Here is a 26,513-nt window from a genome sequence, read left to right as displayed (position 1 = left end):
GCTCACCGTAGAGCGGTTGCGACCGGCTCGCCCACTGTTGTCCCGATCGTGGCGGACTGTGCCAGGGGAACCGCGGGCATGCTCCGACCTGCGGCGACGACGTACGCGGCACCCACGAGCAGCCCGCCGCCGACGAGGTTCCCGAGCCCGACGGCCCCGACGTTCCGCGCGAACTCGGCCCAGGTCGCGCCCGGCAGCCCGCCGAGGAGGCCAAGGGAGAACGTCGTCATGTTGGCCACGACGTGCTCGAACCCGGACGTGATGAAGACCATGACGCACGCGAAGATCATGGCGATCTTGGCGCCCTCGCTCTGCAGCCGGGCCGCGGACCAGATCGCGAGGCACACGAGCACGTTGCACAGGATCCCGCGGAAGAACAGCTGCGACGTCGTCTCGGCCGCCTTGTGCTCGATCATCGTGGCGATCATCCGGCCGCCCGCGGTCTTCGGGCCGAGCGCACCGGACTCGTGCACGATCGCGGCGAACACCATCGCGCCCAGGAGGTTGCCGACCATGCAGAAGAGAAGGGTCGCGGCGGCGCGTCCCCACGAGATCGACCGGCCCAGGGCGCCCTGCGTGAGGATCATCATCGCGGAGGTCGCGAGCTCACCCCCGGCCATCACGACGATCGTCAGCGCGACCCCGAACACGAGGCCCTGCACGAGTGGTGTCCACCCCGAGTGGACGTCGGCCAGCGGCCCGCCTGCGGTGGCCATGATGATGACACCGATGCCGATGTAGGCGCCCGCGAGCATCGAGTGCACGAGGTAGACCCCCGGCCGGCGTGCGAGGTCGGCCTTCGTACGGGCGGCACCCGTGTGGTACTTCACGGTCTCGGCGATCGTCAACATGCCTCCAGGGTCCCTGGTCGACCGGCGGAAATCCTGGGACGAAAGCCACGCGTGGCGCGCATCACACAGGTGCGGGAATCGGCGGGTGCCGCGGCAGGTTAGGTCGGCGTGCCCCTCCTCTTCGACCCGCTGACGCTGCGCGGGACCACCTTCGCCAACCGCATCTGGCTCGCCCCGATGTGCCAGTACTCGGCGGTCGACGGCGTGCCGAACGACTGGCACCTCGTCCACCTCGGGGCGCGCGCGTCCGGCGGGTTCGGCCTCGTGATCGCCGAGGCCACGGCCGTCGTTCCCGAGGGACGGATCTCCGCGCGGGACACCGGGCTGTGGAACGACGAGCAGGTCGCGGCGTGGCGCCGAGTCACGGACTTCGTGCACGACCGCGGGACGCTCGCCGGCGTCCAGCTCGCTCACGCGGGCCGCAAGGCCTCGACGTACCCGCTGTTCGCCATGGCCGGAGAGCAGCGCCGGCGCGGATCGGTCCCGGTGGCCGACGGCGGCTGGCAGACGGTCGGGCCGTCAGCGCTCGCGTACCCCGGGCTCGCTGCGCCGGTCGCCCTGAGCGCAGCCCAGATCGCCGACGTGCCGCGCGCGTTCGCCGCGGCTGCGCGGCGTGCGCTGGCAGCCGGGTTCGACGTCGTCGAGCTGCACGCCGCGCACGGCTACCTGCTCCACGAGTTCCTGTCGCCGCTGTCGAACACCCGGACCGACGAGTACGGCGGCTCGCTCGAGAACCGCTCCCGGCTGCTCGTCGAGGTCACCGACGCGGTCCGCGCGGTGTGGCCCGACGACCGGCCGCTCTTCGTGCGCGTCTCGGCGACCGACTGGGCCGAGGGCGGCCTGACGCTCGACGACGTCACCCAGGTCACGAAGGAGCTCGCTGCGCACCGCGTGGACCTGGTCGACGTCTCGACGGGCGGCAACGCACCTGCCGACGTCCCCGTCGGGCCGGGGTACCAGGTGCCCGCCGCCCGCGCGGTCCGGGCCGGGTCGGGGCTGCCCGTGGCCGCGGTCGGGCTCATCACCGACGCGCGCCAGGCCGAGCAGGTGCTCGTCGACGGCGCGGCGGACGCGGTGCTCGTCGCGCGCGCCGCCCTGCGCGACCCGCACTGGCCGCTGCGCGCCGCGCACGAGCTCGGGGTCGACACCGACCAGGCCGGGTGGCAGCCGCAGTACCTGCGGGGCACCTGGCGGTAGCTAACGGCGGCAGCGAGCGGTCAGGCGGCGCGTCGGCTACTGCGCCTGCGCCGCCTCGGCGACCGCGGCGGCGACGACCGCGGTGACGTCGGGGTGGAACACGCTCGGCACGATGTAGGTCGGGTTGAGCTCTGCGTCGGTGACGACCGACGCGAGCGCGCGAGCCGCCGCGAGCAGCAGCGCCTCCGTGACCTTGTGCGACCGCGAGTCGAGCAGCCCGCGGAACACCCCGGGGAACGCGAGCACGTTGTTGATCTGGTTCGCGAAGTCGCTGCGGCCCGTCCCGACGACGGCCGCGTGCAGCGCTGCCTCGTCCGCATCCACCTCGGGCCGCGGGTTCGCGAGCGCGAACACGATCGAGTCCGCCGCCATCGTCGCGATGTCGTCGCCGGTCAGGATGTCGGGCGCGCTGACCCCGATGAACACGTCGGCGTCCGCGAGCGCGGCCCGCAGGGTCCCGGTGACCCCGCGGGGGTTGGTGTGCTCGGCGGTCCACACGAGAGAGGGCGCGAGGTCGGGCCGGCCGGCGTGCACCACTCCGTCGATGTCCGCGACGACGACGTCGCGCGCACCCGCCGCGATCAGCAGCTTCAGGACGGCCGTGCCCGCGGCCCCCGCGCCCGACAGCACGATCCGGACCGTGCCGATCTCCTTGCGGACGACCTTGAGCGCGTTCGTCAGCGCAGCGACCACGACGATCGCGGTGCCGTGCTGGTCGTCGTGGAACACGGGGATGTCGAGCCGCTCGCGCAGCCGGCGCTCGATCTCGAAGCAACGCGGCGCCGAGATGTCCTCGAGGTTGATCCCCGCGAACACGGGCGCGATCGCGCACACCGTCTCGACGATCTGGTCGACGTCGGTCGTGTCGAGCGCGATGGGGAACGCGTCGATGCCCGCGAACCGCTTGAAGAGGACCGCCTTGCCCTCCATGACCGGCAGGGCCGCGAGCGGACCGAGGTCGCCGAGCCCGAGCACCGCGGTGCCGTCGGTCACGACCGCGATCGTGTTCCGCTTGATCGTCAGGCGACGCGCGTCCTCCGGGTGCGCCGCGATCGCCAGGCAGATGCGCGCCACACCGGGCGTGTAGGCCATCGACAGGTCGTCGCGGTTGCGCAGCGGCACCTTCGACTCGATCGAGAGCTTCCCGCCGAGGTGCATCAGGAACGTGCGGTCGCTGACGCGGTCGACGACGACGCCGGGCAGGATGCGGAGCGCGTCGACGATCTGCGCCGCATGCTCCTCGCCGCGCGTCGCGCACGTCACGTCGACGGTCATGTGCTCGTGCCCCGACGCCGTGACGTCGAGCGCGGTGACGATCCCGCCCTCACGCTCGATCGCGGTCGTGAGCTCGGAGACCGCCGTCGGGCGGGCGAGCACCTCGAGGCGGGCAGTGATGGACGACGAGACGCTCGGCGCTGAGACCATGCGGACATTCTGTCTGTTCCGGCGGTACCTGGGCGGTCTCGACACCTCGGACCACCGGGTCGAGCATCGAAGATGGCCATCGAACGGGACCTTTCGCGAGCCCGGCGGTTCCGGCGGCGCACCGTAGGGTGACCGGGTGCTCGAGCCGGCAGCCCCGAGGTCCGTCGCCGCCGACGACCCGCTCGCCGGTGTCGTCGCCCTGCCCGGCGTGGCCGACGCGGTCGACGCCGCGCGGCGGGCGTGCGAGGAGCTGCGCTGGCACGAGGCCTACCGTCGGCGCTGGCGCGAGGTCCGGGCCGAGGCGGGGATCCGCTCCGCTCGCGCGAGCGCAGCGCTCGACGGCGCGCGCGTGCCGGTCGACGTCGTGCGCGTGCTCGCGCTGGGTGGTGACGCGACCCGGGGGACCGGTGCGGGCCGAGCCGGGCCCGACGTCGACGTCGCCATGGGCGCCTTGCGGGCCGCGGTCGAGGTCGAGAGGCACATGCCGGACCTGGGCGCGCGCGGCGCCCCGGTGCTACCGCCCCTGGGGCAGCTCGTGGCGCGCATGCACGCCGCTGCCGGGCGGGGCTGGCTGCCCGACGACGCGCTCGGCCGGCTGCGCACCGACACCGCACCCCAGGACCTGTACGGCCTCGGCCCCGCGCCCGACGGTGCCGACCTCGCGGGGCGGATCGACCTGCTGGCCCGGGTTCTCGCCGGCACGCGTGCGCCGGCGCACGTGGTGGCCGCGGTCGTGCACGGCGAGCTGCTGGCGCTGCGACCGTTCGCCGCGGGCAACGGCGTCGTCGCGCGGGCCGTCGCCCGGCTCGTCCTGACCGCGCGGGGGCTGGACCCGACCGGTTCGCTCCTGCCGGAGGTGGCGTGGGCCGAGGCGCCCAACGCCTACCTCGGCGCCGCGGCGGGGTTCGCCACCGGGACGCCCGAGGGTGTGGGTGCGTGGGTGCGGGCGTACGCGGACGCCGTGGTCGCGGGTGCCCAGGCCGCAGGGGAGGTCGCCGACGCGGTGGTGGCGGGGCGCCTGACGCGTTGAGTCGGGGCCGGCGCGGGTCGTTCGTGGGCGCCGGGGTGGTCCGGACCGAGCAACGGCGCCCTTGCGGGGCGCCGTTGTCGAACGAATGACTCGAGGGGTATCAAGCGTGCAACTCAGTTGTCGCGACGGGTCGAGCCCGGTCGACAAGTCCTATGCGTGGACTCATCGCGCGTGGGTCCTCTCGGGTCATCCAGTTGTGAACCTTTGGTACGCCTGATTCGCCGCGATGGGAAGAGGAACCGGCATCCGTCCAGGTGGGCGGGCTCATGCGGCCGGATGGCGGGACGCACGTCCGGATGGCGGGACGGATCGTCTCCGCCGCGAGAGCCGCCACGCGAGCACCGCGACAGCGACGACGAGCACTCCGCTGGCGACGACCACGACCGGCGTCGAGGGACGCAGGAACGCCCGGAGCAGGACGGGCCGGTCGAACGTGAGCACCCCCCAGCCCTCGTCGGCGGCCGTCCGGCGCAGCGCACGGTCCGGGTTGACGGCGAACGCGTGCCCGACGACCGCCAGCATCGGTGCGTCGGTGATCGAGTCCGAGTACGCGTAGCTCGCGGCGAGGTCGTAGCCGAGCCGGGTCGCGAGCTCGCGGATCGCGACCGCCTTGTTCTCGCCGTACGCGTAGAAGTCGATCTCGCCCGTGTAGCGCCCGTCCACGACCTGCATGTGGGACGCGATGACCTGGTCGGCGCCCAGCAGGGCGGCGATGGGGCGCACGACGTCGCTGCCCGACGCGGAGACGATCACGACGTCGCGGCCCGCCGCGTGGTGCTCCTCGATGAGCGCGACCGCCTCGGCGTAGACCGCGGCGTCGATCGACTCGTGCAGCGTCCGCTCGACGATCTCCGTCACCTGCGCGACGTCCCAGCCCGTGACGGTCCGCGAGAGCTGCGCGCGCAGCCGCTCGGTCTGGCCGGCGTCCGCGCCGCCGACGAGGTACAGCAGCTGGGCGTAGGCCGAGCGCAGGATCGCGCGGCGCGTCAGGAGCCCGCCCGCGAGGAACGGGCGCGAGAACGCGGTGGCCGACGACGTGGCGATGATCGTCTTGTCGAGGTCGAAGAACGCGGCCGCGCGGGGGGCGCGCCTGCCACCGCGTGCGCTCGATCGGTGCGTAGCCATGGCCCCCTCCGTTGCCCGCGCCGAGCCTAACGGGCCGAGGTGACAGCGGTCTGCTCCGCGCGCGCCGCACATCCCGCGGCGCACCCACAGCCGAATCAGGGGGTGCGCACCTCCACTGTCGGCAGACCGCCGCCGCCGGCTCGGGCGGGTCCGGGCAAGCATGCGCGGGTCGGTTCCGGTCGGTCCGGCACACCACGGGGGAGGTCATCGATGGTCGGGACGACGGTGCGGGGCGCGAGGACGCGCGGGGTCGCGTCGGCGCGGACAGGGGCCGGTGTCGTCGGTGTCGTCGGTGCCCGCGGTGGAGCCGGGGCCTCGACGTTGGCGGCGGCGCTGGCGCACCGGTTCGCCCGGACCGGTGCGACGGCCCTCGTCGACCTCGAGCGTGCGGGCGGCGGGATCGACGTGGTCGTCGGGATCGAGGGCGCCGGAGGGCTCCGGTGGCCCGACCTCGTGGACGCCCGCGGGACGGTCGACGCTCGTGAGCTCGCTGCCCTGCTGCCCCGGTGGGGCGGGTGCGCCGTGCTCAGCGCGGACCGGACGCGGCCCGGTGCCCCGCCGCCGGGTGCGTTGCTCGACGTCCTCGTGGCCGTCGCCGAGGAGCACCCCACCGTCGTCCTGGACCTCGACCGGTGCGACGTCCTCGACCGGGGCGCGGTGCTCGCGAGCTGTCGGACGGTTCTCGTCGTCGTGCCGCGCGACCTGCGGTCGGTGGCAGGTGCGCTGGCGCTGCGGCCCGCGCTGGTCGAGCTCGTCGCCGACGTCCGGCTCGTCGCGCGGGGTCCTGCGCCCGGCGGGCTCGGGGCGCTCGAGCTGGCGCACGTCGTCGACCTGCCGCTCGCCGTCTCGATGCGTCATGACCGCAGGCTCGCGTCGGACGCCGAGCGCGGCGGCGGCCCGGCGGTGCGGCGCGGCGCGTTCGGGCGGGCCGTGACCCGCGTGGCCGGGGCGCTCGCGTGACGGTCGTCGGGCAGGTGGGAGCGGCTGACCCGCGGCGCGCGGTCCCGGTCGGCGCGCCCGACGCGACGTTGGTCGACGACGTCCGGGCGCGGCTCGCTCGACGCGGCGGTGCCCCGACGTCCTCCGACGTCACCGCTGCCGTGCGGGCCTCCGGCGTCATGCTCGGCAGCCGCGCGCTCGCGGAGCTCGACGTCGCGGTCCGGGCCGAGCTGCTCGGGGCCGGTCCGTTGCAGGTCCTGCTCGAGGATCCGGACGTCACGGATGTCCTGGTGAACGCGCCCGACGAGGTGTGGGTCGAACGGTCGGGGCGGCTGGTGCGCGCCCCTGTCGACCTCGGCACCCCTGCCCGGGTCCGCGAGCTCGCGGTCCGGCTCGCCGCCGCGGGTGGCCAGCGCCTCGACGACTCCAGCCCGACAGTCGACGCACGCCTGCCGGACGGCACGCGGCTCCACGCGGTCCTCCCGCCGGTCGCCGACGGCTGCGCGCTCATCTCGCTCCGGGTGCTGCGGCGGCGGGCGTTCACGCTCGCCGAGCTGGTCGCGAGCGGCGGTGTCGCGCCGGCCCTGGCGCCTGTGCTGCGCGCGCTGGTCCTGACCCGCGCGAACCTGCTCGTCACCGGGGCGACCGGCTCGGGCAAGACGACGCTGCTGTCCGCCCTGCTGTCGGTCGTCCCGGACGACGAACGCATCGTCTGCATCGAGGAGTCCGGCGAGCTCACCCCGCACCACCCGCACGTCGTGCGGCTGCTGGCCCGGCGGGCGAACGTCGACGGCGCCGGTGAGGTCCCGCTCGCGGAGCTCGTCCGCCAGGCGCTGCGCATGCGGCCCGACCGGATCGTGCTGGGGGAGTGTCGCGGCGCCGAGGTCCGGGACGTCCTCACGGCACTCAACACCGGTCATGAGGGCGGGTGCGCGACCCTGCACGCCAACGCAGCCGCCGACGTCCCGGCCCGGCTCGAGGCACTGGCGTCCCTCGCCGGGATGGGCCGCGAGGCCGTGGCCGCCCAGGCCGCGAGTGCGTTCGACGCCGTGCTGCACCTGCGCCGCGACGGCCCGCGCCGGTACCTCGCGGAGATCGCCGTGGTGCGCCGTGGTCCCGCGGGGGAGCTCGTCGTCGAGGCGGCCGTCACGGTCGCCGCCGGCGGGCTGCCGGTGCGAGGGACCGGCTGGTCGGCACTCGCGATGCGGATAGGGCTGGGTGCCGCATGAGCGCGCTCGTCGGGCTCCTGGTCGCGGCGGCTGCGCTCGGCGCGCTCGGTCCGCGGGGCCGCAGCCCTGAGGCTCTGGCCGGCGGGCCGCCCGCGCTACGACGCGGCGGACGTGACGGGGCCGGGACGCGACGTCCCCGCGGGTTCGCCGGAGAGCCGGACGGCTCCTCGGTCCCCTCGCTGTCAGGCGCCGTCACAGCCGTCAGCTCCGCGCTCCGTTCCGGTCAGCCGCCTGCGTCGGCGTGGCGCGCCGTGCTGGGCTGCCCGGTCGGGCCGGACGGGGTGCCCACGGTCGACGACCTCCTCGCGGCGACCAGTGAACCCGGCTCCGGACGGCTCGCCGCTCGCACCGAGGCCCTGCTGGCCCGGGTGCCGTTCGTCTCGGCCACGCGCTCCGGTGGTCGCTCGCCCCGGCGGGCAGCTCTCGAACGCCGCGCGGAGGCGGTCGTCGCCGCTGGACGCCTGGCCGCAGCGCTGGGTGCCCCGCTGGCGCCGGTGCTCGACCGGGTGGCCGAGTCGATCGTCGCCGACGACGAGGTCGAGGGCGAGCGTCGTGCCGCGCTCTCCGGGCCAAGGTCGACCGCCACGCTTCTCGGCTGGCTGCCGTTCCTGGGGATCGGCCTCGGGTTCGCGCTGGGGGCCGATCCGGTGGGCGTGGTGCTGCGCGGCGGGGCGGGAACCACCTCGGCCGTCATCGGTGGGCTGCTGCTGCTCGGCGGCCGCCGCTGGACGGGGCGTCTGGTGTCTCGGGCGATGCACGCGGGCAGCGCATGAGCGGTCAGCCGGTCGTGCGGGGTGTGTCGTGACGTCGGTCCTCGTCCTCGCGCTCGAGGTCAGTGGGCTGCTCGCTGGAGCCACGGTGCCGTGGCGCGGAGGGAGCGGTGGCCGGCTCGCTGCTGTCCGAGCGCCCGGTCGGGCTGCGCTGGGCGCCCCCAGCGGTCGCGGGCCCCGGCAGGGTTGGCGCGGCCCTCGGCACGACCGCGCCGAACCGTGCCGGGACGTCGTGCTGCTGCTCGACCTCCTGGACATGGCAGTGACCGCGGGCGCGGGCGTCCCGCGGGCCCTCGAGGCAGTGGGTGAGGCGGTCAGGGGTGCCGACGGTGAACGGCTCACCCGGGTGTCCGTCGAGCTCCTGCTCGGCGCCCCGTGGACCGCCGCCTGGGCGGCGACCTCGGACGACCTCCGACCGATCGCCGAGTGCCTCGAGGCCTCCTGGGTGCAGGGCGCCGCCCCTGGCCCCGCCCTGCGGGCGCGAGCGGGTGCGGTCCGCCGGGATCGGCGTCGGGACGCGCGCGAGGCCGCCGGGCGCCTGGGGGTGCACCTCGTGCTGCCGCTCGGACTCTGCTTCCTGCCAGCGTTCGTCCTGCTCGGGCTGGTGCCGGTGCTGGTGTCGCTCGCGAGCGGTCTCACGCTGTGAGGTCCGTCCACCCACAGCCCGTCGGAGGCCGCGGCGGCGCACGGTCTGGCGCCGCGACCGTCCGGGCGCGGGTCTGGAGCGCGGATCGTCGGGTCCGACGGGCGCTCAGTCGGAGGGTCCGACGAACGAGGGAGAGTCACGTGTCGGACCGTGGAAGTCGAACGGCGGGCGCATCGTCGGGGTCGGGGTCGGGGTCGGGGTCGGGGTCGGGGTTGGGCGCCGGGTCGGCGGTGCGACAGGCCGCGTCGGCCGGGCGAGCTGCGGCGTCCGGCGCCCGGACGGTGGTGTCGGCTGCCCGCGGCCGGGTTTGGGCCTGCCGACGGGTCGCGGCACGGCTCGGCCGAGCCGCATCGTCAGCGGGGGCTCGTGCGCTCGGCGGCGCGCGCGCCCGCATCGACGGTGCCCCCCGCGACGCGGGCATGGCGACCGCCGAGTACGCGATCGCGACGATCGCGGCGGTCGGGTTCGCGGGGCTTCTCGTCGTGGTGCTGCGCAGCGGCGAGGTCCAGGAGCTGTTGATGGGGCTCGTCCGCAGGGCGCTGACGGTGTGAGAAGGCGCGGCTGCGTGAGCTGGCCCCGGGGCACGCCACCGCCGGCGGAGCGGCGGTCGATCGCAGCACCGAGGAGCCGGCGGTCCCCGGGGATGCGGGACGCGGAGCGTGGCAGTGCGACGGCGGAGCTTGCCGTCGCCCTGCCCGCCGTGGTCCTGCTGATCGCCGTGGTCCTCGTGCTGGCAGCGTCCGCGAGTGCTCAGCTCCGTTGCGCGGATGCCGCACGGGCGGGGGCCCGAGCGGCGGCGCTCGGCGAGTCGACCGCAACCGTGACGGCGACCGCCACGAGGCTCGCCGGCGCGGGTGCGCGGGTCGTCCTCAGCCACGACGGCGACTGGGTCACCGTGACGGTCAGCCGGGCCGTCGCGTCCGGTCCTCTCGGCGGCGCCCCGCTCAGGGCCGCCGCGAGCGCGGTCGCCCTGGCGGAGCCGTGACGGGTGCTGCCGGTGTTGGTGCTGGTGCTCGTCTCGGCTCAGCGCCCGCTCGTAGTTCAGCGCCCCCTCGCCGCTCAGGGGTTCGTGACGGTGCCGGCGACCGCGGATCCGGGACCGTACTCGCGCTCGCGGTCATCGCGGTGGTCCTGGTCGTGACGACCGCGCTCGGCCTCCTCGCCGGCGCCCAGGCGGCACGCGGACAGGCGCAGGCGGCGGCGGACCTCGCCGCGCTCGCCGGTGCTTCGCAGCTCCTGCGGGCGGCGGTCGAGGACTCGGGCAGGGGAGGTGCCGGGCGGGGTGCGACGACGGCGTCGTCCGAGTCTGCCGCCTGTGCGACGGCCGCCGAGGCGGCCCGGCGGAACGGCGCGCAGATGACAGCGTGCGTGAGCGAGCCCGGTGGCGTGCTGCGCGTCGCGACGAGCCGTCGGGCCGCGGCGGGGGCGGCGACGGCGCAGGCGCGTGCCGGTCCGCGCTCGGCCCGCTGAGCAGCAGCGAACGTCCGGGGCTGCCGGCGTCAGCCGTGCGGTGCATCCGCTGCAGACCGGCGTCAGCCGTGCGGTGCGTGCGCGAGCACCGCGTCGAGCAGGCGGACGGCCGCCGCCTTCTCGAGCGGGTGGTTCGAGTTGCCGCACTTCGGCGACTGCACGCAGGCGGGGCAGCCGTTCGCGCAGCGGCAGCCCGCGATCGCGTCGCGGGTGGCGCGCAGCCAGGTCGCACCCAGGGCGAAGCCGCGCTCGGCGAACCCCGCGCCGCCCGGGTAGGCGTCGTGGACGAACACGGTGGCCTGACCGGTGTCGGTGTGCAGCTCGGTCGACAGGCCGCCGAGGTCCCAGCGGTCGCACGTCGCCAGAAGAGGAAGGAGTCCGATGGACGCGTGCTCGGCGGCATGCAGCGCGCCCGGGGCGAGCTCGGCGGTGACGCCGGCGGCCTCCAGCACTGACTCGGGGGCGGTCCACCACACGGCTGTCGTGGCAAGGGTCCGCGCCGGCAGCTCGAGCTCCTCGGTGCCGATCACCTGGAAGTCGGGGATGTGCTTGCGCTGATAGTTCATGACCTGCGTCGTGACGTCGACGGTCCCGAACCCCCAGGTCACCGGTCCCCACTGCAGCTCGGAGGTGACCGACGTGATCTCCGTCGAGGTCAGCCAGCGGGCCCAGGTGCCGTAGTCGACGTCGCGCCGTCCGACGAACGCGACGTCGTCGTCGAGACGCAGCTCGTCGACCACGTAGGTGGCGCCCTGGTGCACGTACACCGCACCGGGGTGCACGGTCGAGTCGGCTGCCGCGGCGTCCACCGTCCCGAGCACGCGGCCCGTCGTCGTCTCGATGACGCGGACGGGGTAGCCGCCGGTGCCGCGCAGGTCGGTCAGCCGCGATGCGGGATCGGCGTGCGTCCAGTACCAGCCCGACGGCCGGCGGCGGAGGGCGCCGCGCTCGACGAGCACGTCGAGGAGCTCGCGCGTGCCCGGTCCGAACAGCGGCAGGTCCTCGGTGCGGAGCGGCAGCTCGGCGGCGGCCGCGCACAGGTGCGGTGCCAGCACGTACGGATTGGTCGGGTCGAACACTGTCGCCTCGACCGGGGTGTCGAAGATCGCCTCGGGATGGTGCACGAGGTACGTGTCGAGCGGGTCCTCGCGCGCGACCAGCGCGACCAGCCCCTCCGAGCCCGCCCTGCCCGCCCGCCCGGCCTGCTGCCACAGCGAGACCCGCGTCCCGGGCCAGCCGGCGATGAGCACGGCATCCAGGCCCGTGATGTCGACGCCGAGCTCGAGCGCGTTGGTCGTCGCGAGGGCCCGCAACCGTCCGTCCCTGATCGCGGCCTCGAGTGCGCGCCGCTCCTCGGGCAGGTACCCGCCGCGGTACGCCGCGACCGTGCCTGCGAGCGAGTCGTCGATCTCGCGCAGGTGCGACTGGGTCACGGTCGCGACCGACTCGGCCGCCCGGCGCGAGCGGGTGAACGCCAGGGTCCGGGCGCCCGCGGCTGTGAGGTCGGCGAGCAGGTCGGCCACCTCGGCCGTGGCCGACCGGCGGGGGCGGTCGGGCTCGTCGGCGACGATTCGCTCGCCCGTGCCGAGCGGTCCGGAACCCTCGGTCGGCTCGAGTGGAGCCATGACGCCCAGCCCTGCGGGGCGGCCGACCCCGGCGGAGGCGTCCAGCCCTGCGAAGCCGTCGACCCCGGCTGCGCCGACGAGCCCCGCGGAGCCGCCGACCGCCACCGACGGGTCGAAACCTGCCGAGTCACCGGTCCCCGGCGAGCCGGTGGCGTCGTCGAGCGCGTCCCGGTCGACCGGCGGCAGGGGGAGCGGTACGGCCCAGGGGTCCTCGTCGTCGAGGAGTGCGGCCCGCTCACCGGGGATCTCCGGCGGCTGCCACAGGACGAACGTCTTGCGGCCGGCGGGCGAGGTGTCGGCGGTCACGGCGGTCACGTCGTCGGGGCTGACCCCGAGCAGGCGTGCGGCGCTCGCGGCGGGGTCGGACGTCGTCGCGGACGCGAGCAGGAACACGGGCCCGCGCCGCGGGGCTCGCCCGCCCGAGGCTGTCGTCGCCCCGACGGGTCCTCGTGAGGTGCCGCCGGCCAGTCCCCCGGGAGCAGTCACGCCGCCGGCAGATCCGGACTGGTACGACGCCGCGAGCCGTTGGAGCCGCCGCAGCACCTCCGCGACGTGGGCGCCGAACACCCCCCGGTACGCGTGGCACTCGTCGACGACCACGTACCGCAGCGACCCGAGCAGCCGCGCCCACCGCCGGTGGTTCGGCAGCAGGGCGAAGTGGAGGAAGTCGGGGTTGGTCAGGACGACGTCGCCGTACTGCTGCACCCACCGGCGCTCGTCGAACCCGGTGTCGCCGTCGCACGTCGCGACCCGGACGTCGCGGGCATGGCCGGCGGTCAGGAGCTTCTCGACGCTGACGAGCTGGTCGGCGGCGAGGGCCTTGGTCGGGCACAGGTAGAGCACGGAGCCGCGGCGTCCGACGGTCTCGATGCGCCCGGGGTCGAGCGCGGCTGCGGCGACGTCGGCACGCACGGCGGTCAGCGACGGGAGCCAGAACGCGAGCGACTTGCCCGATCCGGTCGAGGTGGCAAGGACCGTGTGCCGGCCGGACCAGGCTGCGTCGGCCGCCTCGACCTGGTGACGCCACGGCCGCGTCACGCCGAGCGACCGGTACCCGGCGACGAGGTCGGTGTCCGCCCAGGCGGGCCAGTCGACCTGCTCGCCGGGTCGGGCGGGCAGTCGTTCGACGTGCGTCACCCGATCGGCGCGGAGCCCGCCGGCGAGCAGCACGTCCAGCAGCTCACCGGTTCCGACCACGCGGCCATCCTCGCACCCGGCGGCGGGCTGACCTGTGCCCCACGGATGCCCCAGCGCGGTCCGCATCGCCGCGGGGACGGTCGTGCGACGCACATGTCGACGGGGGTCGGCGGTGCCGAGGGACAGGCGTCTCCGCGCGTCGTCCGCGACACGCCGGGCGTGGCGGGTGAGTTCAGCGCGAGGTGGCGCGTCAACCCCCGGCACGCGGCTGGCGCGAGGGACCAAGGTCCCGCCCGCGTTACGCCCATACGGCATAGAAATGGCACATCTAGTTGCTCGACGCTGCGATGACCACAAGATATAGTGGGGACAAAGCGGACGTCGCTCGAAGAGGAGTCGCGCGTCATGGATCATCTGCCCGTCGTCGAGGTCGGTACGTCGATCGATGAATACCTCGACCGCAGTGACTGGCGCGTCAATGCGAACGCGAACCAGGGCTACTCGCTGGGCGGGATGATCCTGAACACCGCGGGCAAGGTCGTCGCGAACTACTGGCTCAGCCACGTGTACGCCCCGGAGATCGGGCGCGCGCACCGCGAGGGCGACCTGCACATCCACGACCTCGACATGTTTGCCGGCTACTGCGCTGGATGGTCGCTGCGGACGCTCCTCCAGGAAGGCCTCAACGGCGTTCCCGGCAAGGTCGAGGCGCGCCCGCCGAAGCATTTCAGCTCCGCCGTCGGGCAGATCGTCAACTTCCTCGGGACGATGCAGAACGAGTGGGCGGGCGCGCAGGCGTTCAGCTCGTTCGACACGTACATGGCGCCGTTCGTCCGGCTCGACGACCTGTCGTACAAGGACGTGCTGCAGTGCGTCCAGGAGCTCGTCTACAACCTCAACGTGCCGTCGCGGTGGGGCACGCAGACGCCGTTCACGAACCTCACGTTCGACTGGGTGTGCCCGGCCGACCTGCGCGACCAGGTGCCGTTCATCGGCGAGGAGCCCGTCGACTTCACGTACGGCGAGCTGCAGGCCGAGATGGACATGATCAACCGCGCGTACATCGAGGTCATGACCGCGGGTGACGCGTCGGGCCGGGTGTTCACGTTCCCGATCCCCACGTACAACATCACCGAGGACTTCGACTGGGACTCCGAGAATGCGGAGCGGCTGTTCGCGATGACCGCCAAGTACGGCCTGCCGTACTTCCAGAACTTCATCAACTCCGAGCTGCAGCCCGGCGACGTGCGCTCGATGTGCTGCCGCCTCCAGCTCGACCTGCGCGAGCTGCTCAAGCGGGGCAACGGTCTGTTCGGCTCGGCCGAGCAGACCGGCTCGCTCGGCGTCGTCACGATCAACTGCGCGCGCCTCGGCTACCTGTACCGGGGCAACGAGGAGATCCTCATCAAGGAGCTCGACTACCTGCTCGAGCTCGCGCGCGACTCGCTCGAGGTCAAGCGTGTCGTCATCCAGAAGTACATCGACGAGGGTCTGTTCCCGTACACGAAGCGGTACCTCGGCACGCTCGACAACCACTTCTCGACGATCGGCGTCAACGGCATCAACGAGATGATCCGCAACTTCACGCGGGACGACGACGAGCCCGTGGACATCACGGACCCGCGCGGCCACGCGCTCGCGATCCGGCTGCTGGACCACGTCCGGGCGCGGATGGTCGAGTTCCAGGAGGCGACCGGCCACCTGTTCAACCTCGAGGCCACGCCGGCCGAGGGGACCACGTACCGGTTCGCCAAGGAGGACAAGAAGCGGTTCGCGGACATCCTCCAGGCCGGCTCGGAGTCCAACCCGTACTACACGAACTCTTCGCAGCTGCCCGTCGGCTTCACCGACGACCCGTTCGAGGCGCTCGAGCGGCAGGAAGAGCTGCAGCGCAAGTACACGGGCGGGACGGTCCTGCACCTGTACATGTCCGAGCGGCTCTCCACCCCCGACGCGTGCCGCGAGCTCGTGCGCCGGTCGCTGTCCACGTTCCGGCTGCCGTACATCACAGTGACGCCGACGTTCTCGATCTGCCCGAACCACGGCTACCTCGCGGGCGAGCACCAGACGTGCGACCGCTGCAGCGCCGAGCACCCGGACGCCGCGCCGGTCGTCTGCGAGGTCTGGACGCGCGTCATGGGCTACCACCGTCCGGTCAGCTCGTTCAACATCGGCAAGAAGGGCGAGCACGCCGAGCGCCTGATGTTCCGCGAGCCCGCCGGGGTGAAGTGACCGAGGAGCAGGTGACGGAGGTCGTCATGCCCGACGCGGCGGGAGCGGTGCGTCACCCGCAGGCCGCGACTGGCGGCGCGGACTCGCTCGCGATCGCGGGCCTGACGCCGCTGTCGTCGTGCGACTGGCCCGGCAAGCTCGTCGCGACGGTGTTCCTGCAGGGCTGCCCGTGGAAGTGCACCTACTGCCAGAACCCGGAGCTCATCGACCCGCGAGCGGCCGGGCAGGTGCCGTGGTCGCGCGTGCGTGGGCTGCTCTCGCGGCGGCACGGGCTGCTCGACGGCCTCGTGCTCTCGGGCGGGGAGCCGACACGCCAGGACGGGCTGCTCGACGCCGCTCGCGAGGTCCGCGCCCTGGGGTTCGGGGTCGGGCTGCACACGTCGGGCGCCTACCCGCGTCGCCTGGCGGCCGTGCTGCCCTTCGTCGACTGGGTCGGGTTCGACGTCAAGGCTCCAGCAGCCCTCTACAGGGCGATCACCGGGGTGGGTGCGAGCGCCGACGCGGCGTTCACGTCGCTGCGGCTCGTGCTCGACTCGGGCGTCGACGTCCAGGTGCGGACGACGGTCGACCCGACGGTCCTGTCGGCGGGCGACATGGCCGAGCTCGGGGTCACGCTCCGCAAGCTCGGCGTGCGGTCGCACGTGCTGCAGGAGGTGCGACCGGACGGGACCACGCCGGAGTATCGGGCAGCGCTCGCTGCGGTGCGTGCGAGCTGACGGCGCCCGCCGCCGGGCGGTCCCTGCAGGGTCGTCCGGGCTGCCTGCGTCCGGGTGAAACGACCGAGCGTGTCAGGAGGCGTCGCCGGGTGATGGGAGACTTCTCACCAGCGCGACGAAAGGAGGCCATCGATGGATGTCAGCGTGACGAGCAAGGACGTCGGTGACCGGACCGTCGTCGACGTGTCGGGCGAGATCGACGTCTACACGGCCTCGGTGCTGCGTGAGCAGCTGTCGAACCTCGTCGAGTCGGGGCGGACTGACCTCGTCGTCGACCTCACGGCCGTGAAGTTCATGGACTCCACAGGCCTCGGTGTGCTGGTCGGCGTGCTGAAGAAGGTGCGCGGGCACGACGGCCGCCTCCAGCTCGTCATCGACTCCGAGCGGCTGCTCAAGGTCTTCCGGATCACCGCGCTGACGCAGGTCTTCACGATCCACGAGACGCTCGACGCGGCGCTCGCAGACTGACCTGCCGGCTGCTCAGCTCGGGCTGATCAGGTAGACGACCGTGGCCTCGCCGTCGCTCGTGAGACTGCCCGTGACCCTGACCTGCCACCGGCCGTCGGGCGTCGGGGCCTCGAGCTGTGTGGAGCCGGCCGACTCCGGCCAGTAGCCCAGGGCGTCGATCGCGCGGGTCAGACCGTCGACACCGTCGACAGCCACCGTCACGGTCCACCCCGAGGCGGTCGTGCCGTCGAGCTGCTTCGCCTCGAGGAGCCGTCCGCCGATGATCGGCACGTCGGCGGGGAATCCGGCGGGCAGGCCGGAGCGGAGCGGGACCTCCCCCCTCGGCGTCGTCGAGCCGCGCCAGCAGGTGCCGCACCCCCGCCCAGCGGCGCCGGCGCCGGTAGCCGTCGAGGAAGATCGACAGGATCGCGCGTCGCACGTAGCTCTCGGCAGCCAGCGTCTGGCGGAGCGGTCGACCCTGGCTGAACGAGCGGACGAGGGCCTCCTGGACCAGGTCGTCGGCGTCGCCGAGGTTGCCCGTGAGGAGCGCGGCGTACCGCACGAGGGCCGGACCGCGCTCGCGCACCAACGCGTCGAGCACGTGCTCCCAGTCCGACACTGCGCCTGCGCGGCCGAGTCCGATCGGCGCGCGAGGTCGCACGCTCACTCATCAGGACGACCCTGAGGTCCGGAACGTTGGTCCGATCTGGATATGGTTGGCCCGTCCGCACGGCAACGACGCCGGGCGGTGTGGCGCAGTCAGGGGTCTGTGCCGGTGAGGGGAGGTCGCATGCTCACTGTCGGAACGACGAGCCTCACGATCGTCGGGGTCATCGCGGCGATCGCAGTCGTGTCGCTGGTCGTCGCGCTGGTGCTGCGGCGTCAGGTCCTCGCGGCGGGCGAGGGGACGCCGGCCATGCAGGACATCGCGACGGCAGTGCAGGAGGGCGCCTCCGCCTACCTGTCACGGCAGTTCCGGACCCTCGCCGTGTTCGCGGCCGTGGTCTTCGGGCTGCTCTTCCTGCTCCCGGGCGAGACCGGGATCCGGGTCGGTCGCTCGCTGTTCTTCCTGCTCGGCGCGGGCTTCTCCGCGAGCATCGGCTATCTCGGCATGTGGCTCGCGACGCGGGCGAACGTGCGGGTCGCCGCGGCCGCGTCCGAGCCCGGTGGTCGGGCCACCGGTGCACGCATCGCGTTCCGTACCGGCGGGGTCGTCGGGATGTCCGTCGTCGGCCTCGGCCTGCTCGGCGCCACCTCGGTCGTGCTGCTCTACCGCGGCGAGGCGCCCGCGGTCCTCGAGGGCTTCGGCTTCGGCGCGGCCCTGCTGGCGATGTTCATGCGGGTCGGCGGCGGGATCTTCACGAAGGCGGCCGACGTCGGCGCCGACCTGGTCGGCAAGGTCGAGCAGGGGATCCCCGAGGACGACCCGCGCAACGCCGCGACCATCGCGGACAACGTGGGCGACAACGTCGGGGACTGCGCGGGCATGGCCGCCGACCTGTTCGAGTCCTACGCCGTGACGCTCGTCGCGGCGCTGATCCTCGGCAAGGCGGCGTTCGGCGAGCGCGGTCTCGTGTTCCCGCTCATCGTGACCGCGGTCGGGGCGTTCGTCGCGGTGCTCGGCGTCGTCATCACGCGCATCCGCGGCACCGAGAGCGGGCTCGCGGCGATCAACCGCGGCTTCTACACCTCCGCGCTGGTCGGCGTGGTGCTCGCCGCCGTGGCCGCGTTCGTGTACCTGCCGTCGTCCTTCAGCGAGCTCACCGGCGGGACCGCCGGGATCGAGACCCACGGCGGCGACCCGCGGCTCATCGCGGCGACCGCGGTCCTCATCGGCGTCCTGCTCGCCGGCATCATCCTGTGGGTCACGGGCTACTTCACGGGCACGACGTCGAAGCCCACCATGCACGTCGCCCGGACGTCGCTCACCGGCGCCGCGACCGTCGTGCTCTCCGGGATCGGGATCGGCTTCGAGTCGGCCGTCTACACCGCGGGCATCATCGCGGCCGCGATCTGCGGGGTGTTCCTCATCTCCGGCGGCTCCGTCCCGCTCGCCCTGTTCCTCGTCGCGCTCGCCGGCTGCGGGCTCCTCACGACGGTCGGCGTGATCGTCGCGATGGACACGTTCGGCCCGGTGAGCGACAACGCGCAGGGCATCGCCGAGATGTCGGGCGACGTCAGCCCGGCCGGCGCCCAGATCCTCACCGACCTCGACGCCGTGGGCAACACGACCAAGGCCGTCACCAAGGGCATCGCGATCGCGACGGCCGTCCTCGCGGCGACCGCGCTGTTCGGCTCGTACGCCCAGGCGGTCACCACGGCGATCGGCCAGGCGGGGGACGTCGCCGGGACGGCCGACATCGTCAAGGCGATGATGACCTACTCGGTCATCTCCCCGATCACCCTCGTCGGCGTGATCCTCGGTGGCGCCACCGTCTTCCTGTTCTCGGGTCTGGCGATCGACGCCGTGACCCGCGCTGCCGGGGCGATCGTGTTCGAGGTCCGCCGCCAGTTCCGCGAGAACCCGGGCATCATGACGGGCGAGGTCCGCCCCGAGTACGCGCGCGTCGTCGACATCTGCACGCGCGACTCGCTGCGTGAGCTCGCGACGCCCGGCCTGCTCGCAGCGTTCGCACCGATCGCCGTGGGCTTCGGCCTCGGCGTCGGGCCGCTCGCGGGGTTCCTCGCCGGCGCCATCGCGACGGGCGTGCTCATGGCCGTGTTCCTGGCGAACTCGGGCGGCGCGTGGGACAACGCCAAGAAGATCGTCGAGGACGGCAGCTTCGGCGGCAAGAACTCTCCGGCGCACGCGGCGGTCGTCATCGGCGACACGGTCGGCGACCCGTTCAAGGACACCGCCGGGCCGGCGATCAACCCGCTCATCAAGGTGATGAACCTCGTGGCCCTGCTGATCGCGCCGGCGATCGTGGCGGTGAGCGTCGGCGACGGCGCGAACCACTGGATCCGGATCGGGATCGCGGTCCTCGCCGCGGCCGTCGCCTTCGGCGCCGTGATCGCGTCGCGGTTCCGGGCCGCGCGCGTCGACCGGGAGGGGCGACTCGAGCTGGAGATCGCCGAGCTCCTCCCTGACGTCACGCGCCCCTGACAGTTCGCCGCGCGCGAAGGCACGTCCGCCCGGCAGACTCGGAGACGTGCCCGAGCCCGATCGCCTCCGCATCATGACCTACAACGTGAAGGGCCTGTCGGTCGACGCCGAGGCTGCCGCGCAGGTCGTCCGGGACGCCGACCCCGACGTCCTCGGCATCCAGGAACCGCCGCGCGGACCGGTCGGTGCCGCGCGCCTGCGCCGGTTCGCGGCCGACGTCGGCATGCGGCCGGTCGTCACGGGGCACGGCGCGCGCACGACGGCGCTGCTCGTCGCCGATCTCCGCGTGGGCACGGTCGAGGCCGCCGCCGCGGTCCGGCTCCCGATGCTCGGGCGTCGGGAGCTCCTCGCGCCGCCGATCCCGCGCGGGTACGCGCGCGCGACGGTCGCGGGCGTGCAGGTCGTCGTCGTGCACCTCTCGCTCGACCCGGCCGAGCGCGCCCGGCACGTGACCCGCATCCTGGCCGACGTCCGGTCCCGGCTCGACGCGGGTGGGCAGTGCGTCGTCGTCGGCGACCTGAACGAGCTGCCGGACGGTCCGGCCTGGGCGCGGTTCGGCGTGCACCTGCGCGACTCCGCGACCGACCCCCAGCCGACGTTCACCGCGCTGCGGCCCGGTCAGCGCATCGACGTGGTCCTGGTGAGCGACGGGCTGCGCGTCGTCGCCTCGCACGTCCCGTCCGGCACAGCTGCCGAGCGTGGGAGTGACCACCGCCCGGTCGTCGCGGACCTCGCGCTGCCGCACTGACGCACCGGCGCACCCCGCGCTCCTGAACCCCGCGCTGCCGCGCGCCCACAGACGGCAGGATGGTCCGGTGAGCGAACCGGCCGACACCCTCCGCCCCGACCGCGCGCTGCTCGACGCCCTGCGCCGCGACCTCACCGTCGCGGGGTACACGGTCGACGGCGTCGAGGACCTGCTCGGCCCGGTGGCGTCCGCCGCGCTGCACCGCGAGGAGCCGGTCCCGGCGCTCCGGGCGACCGCCGACGTCGCAGGCGTCCGCGCCGACCCCCGTGCCACGCTGGTCAGGGCGTTCGTCCTGGGCGTCGAGGTGTCGCGCGCCGCGGCCGAGGGGGCGTTCGGGACGCTCGGTGTCGCGGGCGCCGAGCGGCTCGGGCTGGTCGAGGCCGCGGGGTCCGGGCCCGGTGACGCCGTCCACGCGCGCGTCGACCTGCGTCCCTACGAGGCGGTCGACGGGCTCGACCCGGCCGACGGCCACGACGCGTCCGGCGCGGTCGACTGGTGGATCGCGTCCGACCTCGGCGAGCTCGCGACCGGCCGCGCACTGCGGACCGACCATGTCCTCGGCGTCGGCGGCGCGTCCACGACGCTCGCGCAGGTCACCGTCCGGGACCCGCGCCGGCGCGTGCTCGACCTCGGCACGGGCTGCGGCATCCAGGCGCTGCACGCGAGCCGTCATGCCGCGAGGGTCGTCGGCACGGACATCTCCCACCGCGCCCTGGCCTTCGCCCGGTTCAACGCCGAGCTCGCGGGGCTCGCGCCCGGCAGGTTCGAGCTGCGCGCGGGCTCGATGCTCGAGCCGGTCACCGGTGCGGGAGAGGAGCTGTTCGACCTCGTCGTCTCGAACCCGCCGTTCGTCATCACCCCACGGGTCGCCGGGGTCCCCGCGTACGAGTACCGCGACGGCGGTCGCGCGGGCGACGCGATCGTGCGCGAGCTCGTGACGGGCGTCGGCGCCGTGCTCGCACCGGGCGGGGTCGCGCAGCTGCTCGGCAACTGGGAGGTGCGTCGCGGCGAGGAGTGGCACGAGCGCGTGGGGGAGTGGCTCGACGAGTCGGGCCTCGACGGCTGGGTCGTGCAGCGCGAGCTCCAGGACCCGGCGCAGTACGCCGAGACGTGGATCCGCGACGGCGGCACGACCCCGGACCGTGACAGGCCGGCGTGGGCGGGGCGCTACGGCGCGTGGCTCGACGACTTCGCGTCGCGGGACGTCGAGGCGATCGGCTTCGGGATCGTGACCCTGCGGCGGCCGGTGTCCGGTCCGGCGACGCTGCGCCGGCTCGAGGAGGTCACGGGCTCGGTCCGCCAGCCGCTCGGACCCGTCGTGGCCGCGACGATCGCGGCCCACGACTGGCTCGCCACGAGGGACGACGACGCGATCGCTGTCGAGCATCTTGTCGTCGCGGGGGACGTCACCGAGGAGCGCTACCTGACGCCCGGGGACGCGGACCCGAGCGTCGTGCTGCTATGCCAGGGGCGCGGGTTCGGCCGCACGGTCCGGGCGGGCACAGCGCTCGCGGGGTTCGTCGGGGCGTGCGACGGCGAGCTGACGGTCGGGCAGATCGTCGGGGCGCTCGGGTCGCTGCTCGGCGTCGGGGCCGCCGAGGTCGCGGCCGACGTCGTCCCGTCCGTGCGCGGGCTCGTCCTGGACGGGCTGCTGGCCCCCGCCTGATTCACAGGCGGGTCATAGGGTCCGCTGGCGGGGGTCCCAGCCCCCGCCGGGAGTCTTCGGGTCATGAGCCGAAAGACGCGAACAGACCGAGGCGGTGCGCGCGGCAGGTCCCGCCGCACCAAGCTCCTCATCAACAGCTTCCTGGTGGGAGCCCTCGCCCTGACCGCGGGCGGCACGTGGTGGTTCTTGCACCCCTCGGCCGCGCAGGCCGACAGCAGCGCGACGGCGCGGACCGCGACCGCGACCGTCGGGACGGTGTCCACGACCATCTCGGCTCAGGGCAGCATCGCGGCGGCGACGACGGCGTCCCCGTCGTTCGCGGTGTCGGGGACCGTCGCGACGGTCGACGTCAAGGTCGGTGACGTGGTCACGGTCGGGCAGCAGCTCGGGACCCTCGACACGAGCGACCTCGACGACGCGGTGACGCAGGCGCAGGCGCAGGTGGCGAGCGCGAAGGCGCAGGTCACGACCGCAGGCCTGCAGCTGACGGCGGCCCAGCAGTCGCTGTCGGAGGCCCAGACCGCGCTCGCGACCACCACGACGACGACCGATCCCAGCACGGGCGTGTCGACGACGACGAGCAAGGGCAGCGCGTCGCAGGTCACGAGCGCGAAGGCGCAGGTCAACAACGCTGCCGCCCAGGTGACGACGGCGCAGGCTTCCCTGACGCAGGCCACGACCGACCTCGCGACCGCCAAGGCGAACGTCTCCAAGGCGGTGCTGACCGCGCCCATCGCCGGCACCGTCACCGCGGTTACGGGTACGGCCGGCTCGACGGTCAGCGGGGGCTCGTCGAGCAGCTCCGCGAGCGGGACCACGACCGCCGCGACCACGACCGGGACGACGTCGACGGCCTCGAGCGGGTTCGTGACGATCGCCGACATGACGGTCCTGACGACCTCGGCGTCGTTCGCGGAGGCCGACGCGGCCCAGCTCAGCGTCGGGCAGGTCGCAGCGGTGACGTTCCCCGCGGTCGACGGCGCGACCGCCACCGCGAAGGTCACCTCGATCTCACCGACCGGCACCGCCACCAACAGCGTCGTGACCTACGCCGCGACGATCACCCTCGACTCGGCCCCGGCCGGGGTCCGGCTCGGTCAGACCGCCGACGTCACTGTGACGACAGCGCAGGCGACCGACGCGATCACGCTGCCGAGCAACGCGGTCACGGTCGGCACCACGGCCGCCGACGGCACGACGACCGGGACCGTCAGCCTGCAGGCGGCCGACGGCACCACGACCGTGACGACCGTGACGATCGGGGTGCAGGGCGACACCACCACCCAGATCGTGTCGGGCGTGGCGGAGGGTGACACCGTCGTGGTCTCTCTCGACACCGCGGTCGGCACGACGACGACCACGACCACCTCCCAGTTCGGCGGCGGCGGCGGTCAGTTGCCCGCCGGCGGCTTCCAGGGCGGGCCTGGTGGCAACGGATGACCGGCGCCCTGCGTCCCCCGGTCCTCGAGCTGCGCGGGATCCACAAGGTGTACGGCGAGGGTGAGGGCGAGGTGCGGGCCGTCGACGGTGTCGACCTCATGGTCGAGACCGGCGAGTTCGTGGCCGTGATGGGCGCCTCTGGCTCGGGCAAGTCGACGATGATGAACATCCTTGGCTGCCTGGACGTCCCCACCGAGGGGACCTACCGGCTCGACGGGACCGACGTGTCCACGCTGAGCGAGAAGCAGCTCTCGGCGGTCCGCAACCGGTCGATCGGCTTCATCTTCCAGTCGTTCAACCTGATCCCGAGCATGACGGCCCGCGCGAACGTCGAGCTGCCCATGCTGTACGCCGGGGTGGGCGCCGGTGAGCGCCGGGACCGGGCACAGGCCGCGCTCGAGCTCGTGGGGCTCGCCCCGCGGGCCGGCCACCGCCCGAACCAGCTCTCGGGCGGCCAGCAGCAGCGCGTCGCGGTGGCTCGCTCGCTCGTCAACGCCCCGGCGCTCATCCTCGCGGACGAGCCGACGGGCAACCTCGACTCGCGCTCGACCGAGGAGGTCCTCGACGTGTTCGAGCGGCTCGGGACCATGGGTCGCACGATCGTCCTGATCACCCACGAGCCGGACGTCGCCGCACGCACGCGTCGCGTCGTGCGGATGCGGGACGGACGCATCGTGTCCGACGGCCCGTCGACCCCCTCGCTCGGCGGGTTCGGCACGCACACCGAGGACGTCGCATGAACGCCATGGAGATCCTGCGGTCGTCCCTGCGGGGGATGACGTCGAACCCGATGCGCTCGGTCCTGACCCTGCTCGGGGTCCTCATCGGGGTCGGGTCGGTCATCCTGCTCGTCGGCGTGGGTGCCGGTTCGGCGAAGGCCGTCTCGGACCAGATCGACTCGCTCGGGACGACGACGCTCACGGTCCGGTCGGGCTCCGGCGGCGGGATCCGCTTCCAGGACCTCACGACCGGCGTGGCCGACGCGCTCCAGTCGTCGGTCGACTCGGGCGACGCGACGGCGCTGATCGCCGTCGTCCCCGAGGTCACGAGCTCGCAGACCATCACGGCCGGGACGAGCTCGACGACCGCGCAGATCATCGGCACGACGGCGAACTACTTCGACGTGACGAGCTCCAAGGTCGCCCAGGGCACGGCGTTCACCGCGAACGACCTCACGCAGTCGCGCCGGGTCGTGGTGATCGGCGCCGAGCTGGCCACGACGCTGTTCGGCTCGCAGGGCGACGCCGACTATGTCGACCCGGTCGGTCAGACCGTCGTCGTCGGCTCGACGCCGTACCTCGTGAACGGCGTCATGGCGGCCAAGGACTCGACCGGGACGGAGAGCACCAACAACGTGCTCGTCGTCCCGCTGACCCGGGTCCAGCAGTCGATCGCCGGCTACGGCAACCTCTCCTCGATCGTGCTGCAGGCCTCCGACGCGGGCGCGGTCGACGTGGCCGAGGCCGAGGCCACGACCGTCATCAACACGGAGCTCAAGATCGAGAGCACCGACGACGCGACCTACACGATCAGCAACCAGGCGCAGCTCCTCGCCGCCAGCACGTCGACCGCCTCGACGTTCTCGGCGATGCTCGCCGCGGTCGCCGGCATCTCCCTGCTCGTCGGGGGCATCGGGGTCACGAACATCATGCTCGTGACCGTCACGGAGCGGACCCGGGAGATCGGGATCCGCAAGGCGCTCGGCGCGACCCGCGGCGCGATCCTCGGCCAGTTCCTGACGGAGGCGACCCTGCTGTCGCTGCTCGGCGGGGCGCTCGGGGTGCTCGGTGCGGTCATCGGCTCGCAGTTCGAGATCCTCGGCGTGAAGCCGGCGATCGTCGGCTCCTCGGTGGTCCTGGCCCTGGGTGTGTCCATCGGGATCGGCGTGTTCTTCGGGGGCTACCCCGCCTTCCGCGCCGCCAAGATGCGCCCGGTCGACGCGTTGAGGCACGAGTGAGCCCATCCCCTGACCCCCTCGGACGACACCCGCTCGACCTCCCCGTGACGAAAGGCAGCACCATGACGATCCCCAGCCCCACCCCCGCCAGGAACGACGTCGCCGAGGACCTCCTCGCGCAGGACCTCCTCGCGCAGCGGCCCGCGGTCCTCGCCGGTCCCGCGCCGATCGCGGCGGCACCCCGTCGCCGGCCGTCGCTCACGATGATCCTGGGCGGCGTCGTCGGCGCGGCCGTCCTGTTCGCGGGCGGCCTGCTCGTCGGGCACGCCACGGGGTCGAGCACCACGGCCCAGACGGGACCCGGTGCGAACGGCATGCCGGGCGGTGCGGGTGGCTACGGCGCGACGGGCGGCGGGATCGCGGCCGGCGGCGGCTCCGGATCGGGCGGCCCGGGCGGGTTCACGTCCGGGGAGATCGCGTCGATCGACGGCTCGACGCTGACGATCACGACGTCCGATGGCACCACGGTCACGGTCACGACGAGCTCCGACACCACCGTGTCGCAGACCGCCGACGCGGACGTCTCGGCGCTCGCCGTGGGCGACACCGTGACGGTCGTCGGCCAGACCGCCGACGACAGCTCGGTCGCGGCCCAGGCGATCACCGAGGGCTCGACCGGGTTCGGCCTGCCGGGCGGCGCCCAGAGCTGACCCTTCCCCTGGGCCCGGCCCCCCTCGGCCCGGCACCCTCGGCCCGTGCCCCCGGCCCCTGCCCCCTGCGCGGCGGGCGGGGGCGCGGGCGTGGCGGCGCACTGTCA

Annotated in this window: 24 protein-coding genes and 1 pseudogene; 19 read left to right on the top strand and 6 right to left on the bottom strand. The window is 73.9% G+C overall.

Annotated features, from left to right (window positions below; genetic code table 11):
• Positions 1 to 2: 2 nt before the first annotated feature.
• Positions 3 to 851, bottom strand: coding sequence for a formate/nitrite transporter family protein (locus DDP54_RS05345; protein ID WP_109130867.1), 849 nt, complete (start codon positions 849 to 851; stop codon positions 3 to 5).
• A gap of 108 nt (positions 852 to 959) precedes the next feature.
• Between DDP54_RS05345 and DDP54_RS05340 the strand changes: the two genes are divergently transcribed.
• Complete coding sequence (locus tag DDP54_RS05340; RefSeq protein WP_109130866.1) at positions 960 to 2,048, top strand: NADH:flavin oxidoreductase/NADH oxidase; 1,089 nt, start codon at positions 960 to 962, stop codon at positions 2,046 to 2,048.
• A 36-nt stretch (positions 2,049 to 2,084) separates the two neighbouring features.
• On the opposite strand, the gene DDP54_RS05335 is transcribed toward DDP54_RS05340, so the two are convergent.
• The gene (locus tag DDP54_RS05335) at positions 2,085 to 3,473 is read right to left on the bottom strand and encodes an NAD-dependent malic enzyme (protein ID WP_109130865.1); all 1,389 of its coding nucleotides are present in this window, start codon (positions 3,471 to 3,473) and stop codon (positions 2,085 to 2,087) included.
• Between the two features lie 136 nt (positions 3,474 to 3,609).
• Between DDP54_RS05335 and DDP54_RS05330 the strand changes: the two genes are divergently transcribed.
• On the top strand, positions 3,610 to 4,503 hold the full coding sequence (locus tag DDP54_RS05330; protein ID WP_109130864.1) for a Fic family protein: 894 nt from the start codon (positions 3,610 to 3,612) through the stop codon (positions 4,501 to 4,503).
• Between the two features lie 264 nt (positions 4,504 to 4,767).
• On the opposite strand, the gene DDP54_RS05325 is transcribed toward DDP54_RS05330, so the two are convergent.
• The gene (locus DDP54_RS05325) at positions 4,768 to 5,628 is read right to left on the bottom strand and encodes an HAD family hydrolase (RefSeq protein ID WP_109130863.1); all 861 of its coding nucleotides are present in this window, start codon (positions 5,626 to 5,628) and stop codon (positions 4,768 to 4,770) included.
• A 210-nt stretch (positions 5,629 to 5,838) separates the two neighbouring features.
• Between DDP54_RS05325 and ssd the strand changes: the two genes are divergently transcribed.
• From ssd to DDP54_RS05290, 7 genes are read left to right on the top strand one after another with little or no spacing between them, the layout of a single operon-like run.
• Positions 5,839 to 6,588 (top strand): septum site-determining protein Ssd, encoded by a 750-nt coding sequence (gene ssd / locus DDP54_RS05320; RefSeq protein ID WP_109130862.1) that lies wholly within the window; start codon positions 5,839 to 5,841, stop codon positions 6,586 to 6,588.
• Positions 6,589 to 6,602: 14 nt separating this feature from the next.
• Complete coding sequence (locus DDP54_RS05315) at positions 6,603 to 7,796, top strand: TadA family conjugal transfer-associated ATPase (protein ID WP_242448438.1); 1,194 nt, start codon at positions 6,603 to 6,605, stop codon at positions 7,794 to 7,796.
• Positions 7,793 to 8,569 (top strand): type II secretion protein F, encoded by a 777-nt coding sequence (locus DDP54_RS05310; RefSeq protein WP_242448234.1) that lies wholly within the window; start codon positions 7,793 to 7,795, stop codon positions 8,567 to 8,569. The genes DDP54_RS05315 and DDP54_RS05310 overlap by 4 nt, the downstream gene beginning before the upstream one ends.
• 28 nt (positions 8,570 to 8,597) lie before the next feature.
• Entirely contained in the window at positions 8,598 to 9,212 is a 615-nt protein-coding gene (locus DDP54_RS05305; RefSeq protein ID WP_109130861.1) for a type II secretion system F family protein, read from the top strand.
• Positions 9,209 to 9,763, top strand: coding sequence for a DUF4244 domain-containing protein (locus DDP54_RS18895; protein ID WP_347338497.1), 555 nt, complete (start codon positions 9,209 to 9,211; stop codon positions 9,761 to 9,763). Before DDP54_RS05305 ends, DDP54_RS18895 begins: the two co-directional genes overlap by 4 nt.
• Before the next feature lie 14 nt (positions 9,764 to 9,777).
• Positions 9,778 to 10,197 (top strand): TadE family type IV pilus minor pilin, encoded by a 420-nt coding sequence (locus tag DDP54_RS05295; protein ID WP_242448232.1) that lies wholly within the window; start codon positions 9,778 to 9,780, stop codon positions 10,195 to 10,197.
• A complete protein-coding gene (locus tag DDP54_RS05290) occupies positions 10,194 to 10,682 on the top strand; it encodes a pilus assembly protein TadG-related protein (RefSeq protein WP_109130859.1) in 489 nt (162 codons plus the stop codon). Before DDP54_RS05295 ends, DDP54_RS05290 begins: the two co-directional genes overlap by 4 nt.
• A 62-nt stretch (positions 10,683 to 10,744) precedes the next feature.
• Here DDP54_RS05290 and DDP54_RS05285 read toward each other — a convergent pair whose 3' ends face one another.
• Positions 10,745 to 13,504 (bottom strand): DEAD/DEAH box helicase, encoded by a 2,760-nt coding sequence (locus DDP54_RS05285; protein ID WP_242448230.1) that lies wholly within the window; start codon positions 13,502 to 13,504, stop codon positions 10,745 to 10,747.
• Between the two features lie 345 nt (positions 13,505 to 13,849).
• Here DDP54_RS05285 and DDP54_RS05280 point away from each other — a divergent pair, with 345 nt between their 5' ends.
• From DDP54_RS05280 to DDP54_RS05270, 3 genes are all read left to right on the top strand, one after another.
• Positions 13,850 to 15,676: a ribonucleoside triphosphate reductase gene (locus DDP54_RS05280; protein ID WP_109130858.1), complete on the top strand. Its 1,827-nt coding sequence runs from the start codon at positions 13,850 to 13,852 to the stop codon at positions 15,674 to 15,676.
• Positions 15,677 to 15,702: 26 nt separating this feature from the next.
• Positions 15,703 to 16,392 (top strand): anaerobic ribonucleoside-triphosphate reductase activating protein, encoded by a 690-nt coding sequence (locus DDP54_RS05275; RefSeq protein ID WP_109132371.1) that lies wholly within the window; start codon positions 15,703 to 15,705, stop codon positions 16,390 to 16,392.
• Between the two features lie 132 nt (positions 16,393 to 16,524).
• Complete coding sequence (locus tag DDP54_RS05270; RefSeq protein WP_109130857.1) at positions 16,525 to 16,860, top strand: STAS domain-containing protein; 336 nt, start codon at positions 16,525 to 16,527, stop codon at positions 16,858 to 16,860.
• Between the two features lie 12 nt (positions 16,861 to 16,872).
• On the opposite strand, the gene DDP54_RS18545 is transcribed toward DDP54_RS05270, so the two are convergent.
• Both DDP54_RS18545 and DDP54_RS18830 read right to left on the bottom strand, forming a co-directional pair.
• Positions 16,873 to 17,130, bottom strand: coding sequence for a hypothetical protein (locus tag DDP54_RS18545; protein WP_242448473.1), 258 nt, complete (start codon positions 17,128 to 17,130; stop codon positions 16,873 to 16,875).
• A gap of 106 nt (positions 17,131 to 17,236) precedes the next feature.
• A pseudogene (locus tag DDP54_RS18830) lies at positions 17,237 to 17,425 on the bottom strand (sigma factor); the annotation flags it as partial.
• A gap of 204 nt (positions 17,426 to 17,629) precedes the next feature.
• On the opposite strand from DDP54_RS18830, the gene DDP54_RS05260 reads away from it, so the two are divergent.
• The 7 genes from DDP54_RS05260 to DDP54_RS05230 all read left to right on the top strand — a co-directional run bounded on the left by DDP54_RS05260 (position 17,630) and on the right by DDP54_RS05230 (position 26,406).
• On the top strand, positions 17,630 to 19,945 hold the full coding sequence (locus DDP54_RS05260; RefSeq protein WP_109130856.1) for a sodium-translocating pyrophosphatase: 2,316 nt from the start codon (positions 17,630 to 17,632) through the stop codon (positions 19,943 to 19,945).
• 73 nt (positions 19,946 to 20,018) lie between these two features.
• Positions 20,019 to 20,693, top strand: coding sequence for an endonuclease/exonuclease/phosphatase family protein (locus DDP54_RS05255; protein WP_146192364.1), 675 nt, complete (start codon positions 20,019 to 20,021; stop codon positions 20,691 to 20,693).
• A 67-nt stretch (positions 20,694 to 20,760) separates the two neighbouring features.
• Positions 20,761 to 22,359, top strand: coding sequence for a methyltransferase (locus DDP54_RS05250; RefSeq protein ID WP_109132369.1), 1,599 nt, complete (start codon positions 20,761 to 20,763; stop codon positions 22,357 to 22,359).
• Between the two features lie 63 nt (positions 22,360 to 22,422).
• On the top strand, positions 22,423 to 23,799 hold the full coding sequence (locus DDP54_RS05245; protein ID WP_146192363.1) for a biotin/lipoyl-binding protein: 1,377 nt from the start codon (positions 22,423 to 22,425) through the stop codon (positions 23,797 to 23,799).
• Positions 23,796 to 24,539, top strand: coding sequence for an ABC transporter ATP-binding protein (locus DDP54_RS05240; RefSeq protein ID WP_109130853.1), 744 nt, complete (start codon positions 23,796 to 23,798; stop codon positions 24,537 to 24,539). The genes DDP54_RS05245 and DDP54_RS05240 overlap by 4 nt, the downstream gene beginning before the upstream one ends.
• The gene (locus tag DDP54_RS05235; RefSeq protein WP_109130852.1) at positions 24,536 to 25,756 is read left to right on the top strand and encodes an ABC transporter permease; all 1,221 of its coding nucleotides are present in this window, start codon (positions 24,536 to 24,538) and stop codon (positions 25,754 to 25,756) included. Before DDP54_RS05240 ends, DDP54_RS05235 begins: the two co-directional genes overlap by 4 nt.
• A gap of 62 nt (positions 25,757 to 25,818) precedes the next feature.
• Positions 25,819 to 26,406, top strand: a complete 588-nt coding sequence (locus DDP54_RS05230) for a DUF5666 domain-containing protein (RefSeq protein WP_109130851.1) — start codon at positions 25,819 to 25,821, stop codon at positions 26,404 to 26,406.
• Positions 26,407 to 26,513 lie beyond the last annotated feature (107 nt).

Origin of the sequence: Cellulomonas sp. WB94 (assembly GCF_003115775.1) — a bacterium.
Classification (GTDB): Bacteria; Actinomycetota; Actinomycetes; order Actinomycetales; family Cellulomonadaceae; genus Cellulomonas_A.
Note: the sequence above shows the minus strand (reverse complement) of the source record. Positions and strands in the feature narration are given on the sequence as shown.

What these genes read in the sequence shown, in the direction of transcription:
- DDP54_RS05245 (WP_146192363.1), top strand. Translation starts at nt 22,423, where the DNA reads ATGAGCCGAAAGACGCGAACAGACCGAGGCGGTGCGCGCGGCAGGTCC.
- DDP54_RS05235 (WP_109130852.1), top strand. Translation starts at nt 24,536, where the DNA reads ATGAACGCCATGGAGATCCTGCGGTCGTCCCTGCGGGGGATGACGTCG.
- DDP54_RS05230 (WP_109130851.1), top strand. Translation starts at nt 25,819, where the DNA reads ATGACGATCCCCAGCCCCACCCCCGCCAGGAACGACGTCGCCGAGGAC.
- DDP54_RS05255 (WP_146192364.1), top strand. Translation starts at nt 20,019, where the DNA reads ATGACCTACAACGTGAAGGGCCTGTCGGTCGACGCCGAGGCTGCCGCG.
- DDP54_RS05335 (WP_109130865.1), bottom strand. Translation starts at nt 3,473, where the DNA reads ATGGTCTCAGCGCCGAGCGTCTCGTCGTCCATCACTGCCCGCCTCGAG.
- DDP54_RS05275 (WP_109132371.1), top strand. Translation starts at nt 15,703, where the DNA reads ATGCCCGACGCGGCGGGAGCGGTGCGTCACCCGCAGGCCGCGACTGGC.
- DDP54_RS05310 (WP_242448234.1), top strand. Translation starts at nt 7,793, where the DNA reads ATGAGCGCGCTCGTCGGGCTCCTGGTCGCGGCGGCTGCGCTCGGCGCG.
- DDP54_RS05240 (WP_109130853.1), top strand. Translation starts at nt 23,796, where the DNA reads ATGACCGGCGCCCTGCGTCCCCCGGTCCTCGAGCTGCGCGGGATCCAC.
- DDP54_RS05280 (WP_109130858.1), top strand. Translation starts at nt 13,850, where the DNA reads ATGGATCATCTGCCCGTCGTCGAGGTCGGTACGTCGATCGATGAATAC.
- DDP54_RS05260 (WP_109130856.1), top strand. Translation starts at nt 17,630, where the DNA reads ATGCTCACTGTCGGAACGACGAGCCTCACGATCGTCGGGGTCATCGCG.
- DDP54_RS05345 (WP_109130867.1), bottom strand. Translation starts at nt 851, where the DNA reads ATGTTGACGATCGCCGAGACCGTGAAGTACCACACGGGTGCCGCCCGT.
- ssd (WP_109130862.1), top strand. Translation starts at nt 5,839, where the DNA reads ATGGTCGGGACGACGGTGCGGGGCGCGAGGACGCGCGGGGTCGCGTCG.
- DDP54_RS05270 (WP_109130857.1), top strand. Translation starts at nt 16,525, where the DNA reads ATGGATGTCAGCGTGACGAGCAAGGACGTCGGTGACCGGACCGTCGTC.
- DDP54_RS05325 (WP_109130863.1), bottom strand. Translation starts at nt 5,628, where the DNA reads ATGGCTACGCACCGATCGAGCGCACGCGGTGGCAGGCGCGCCCCCCGC.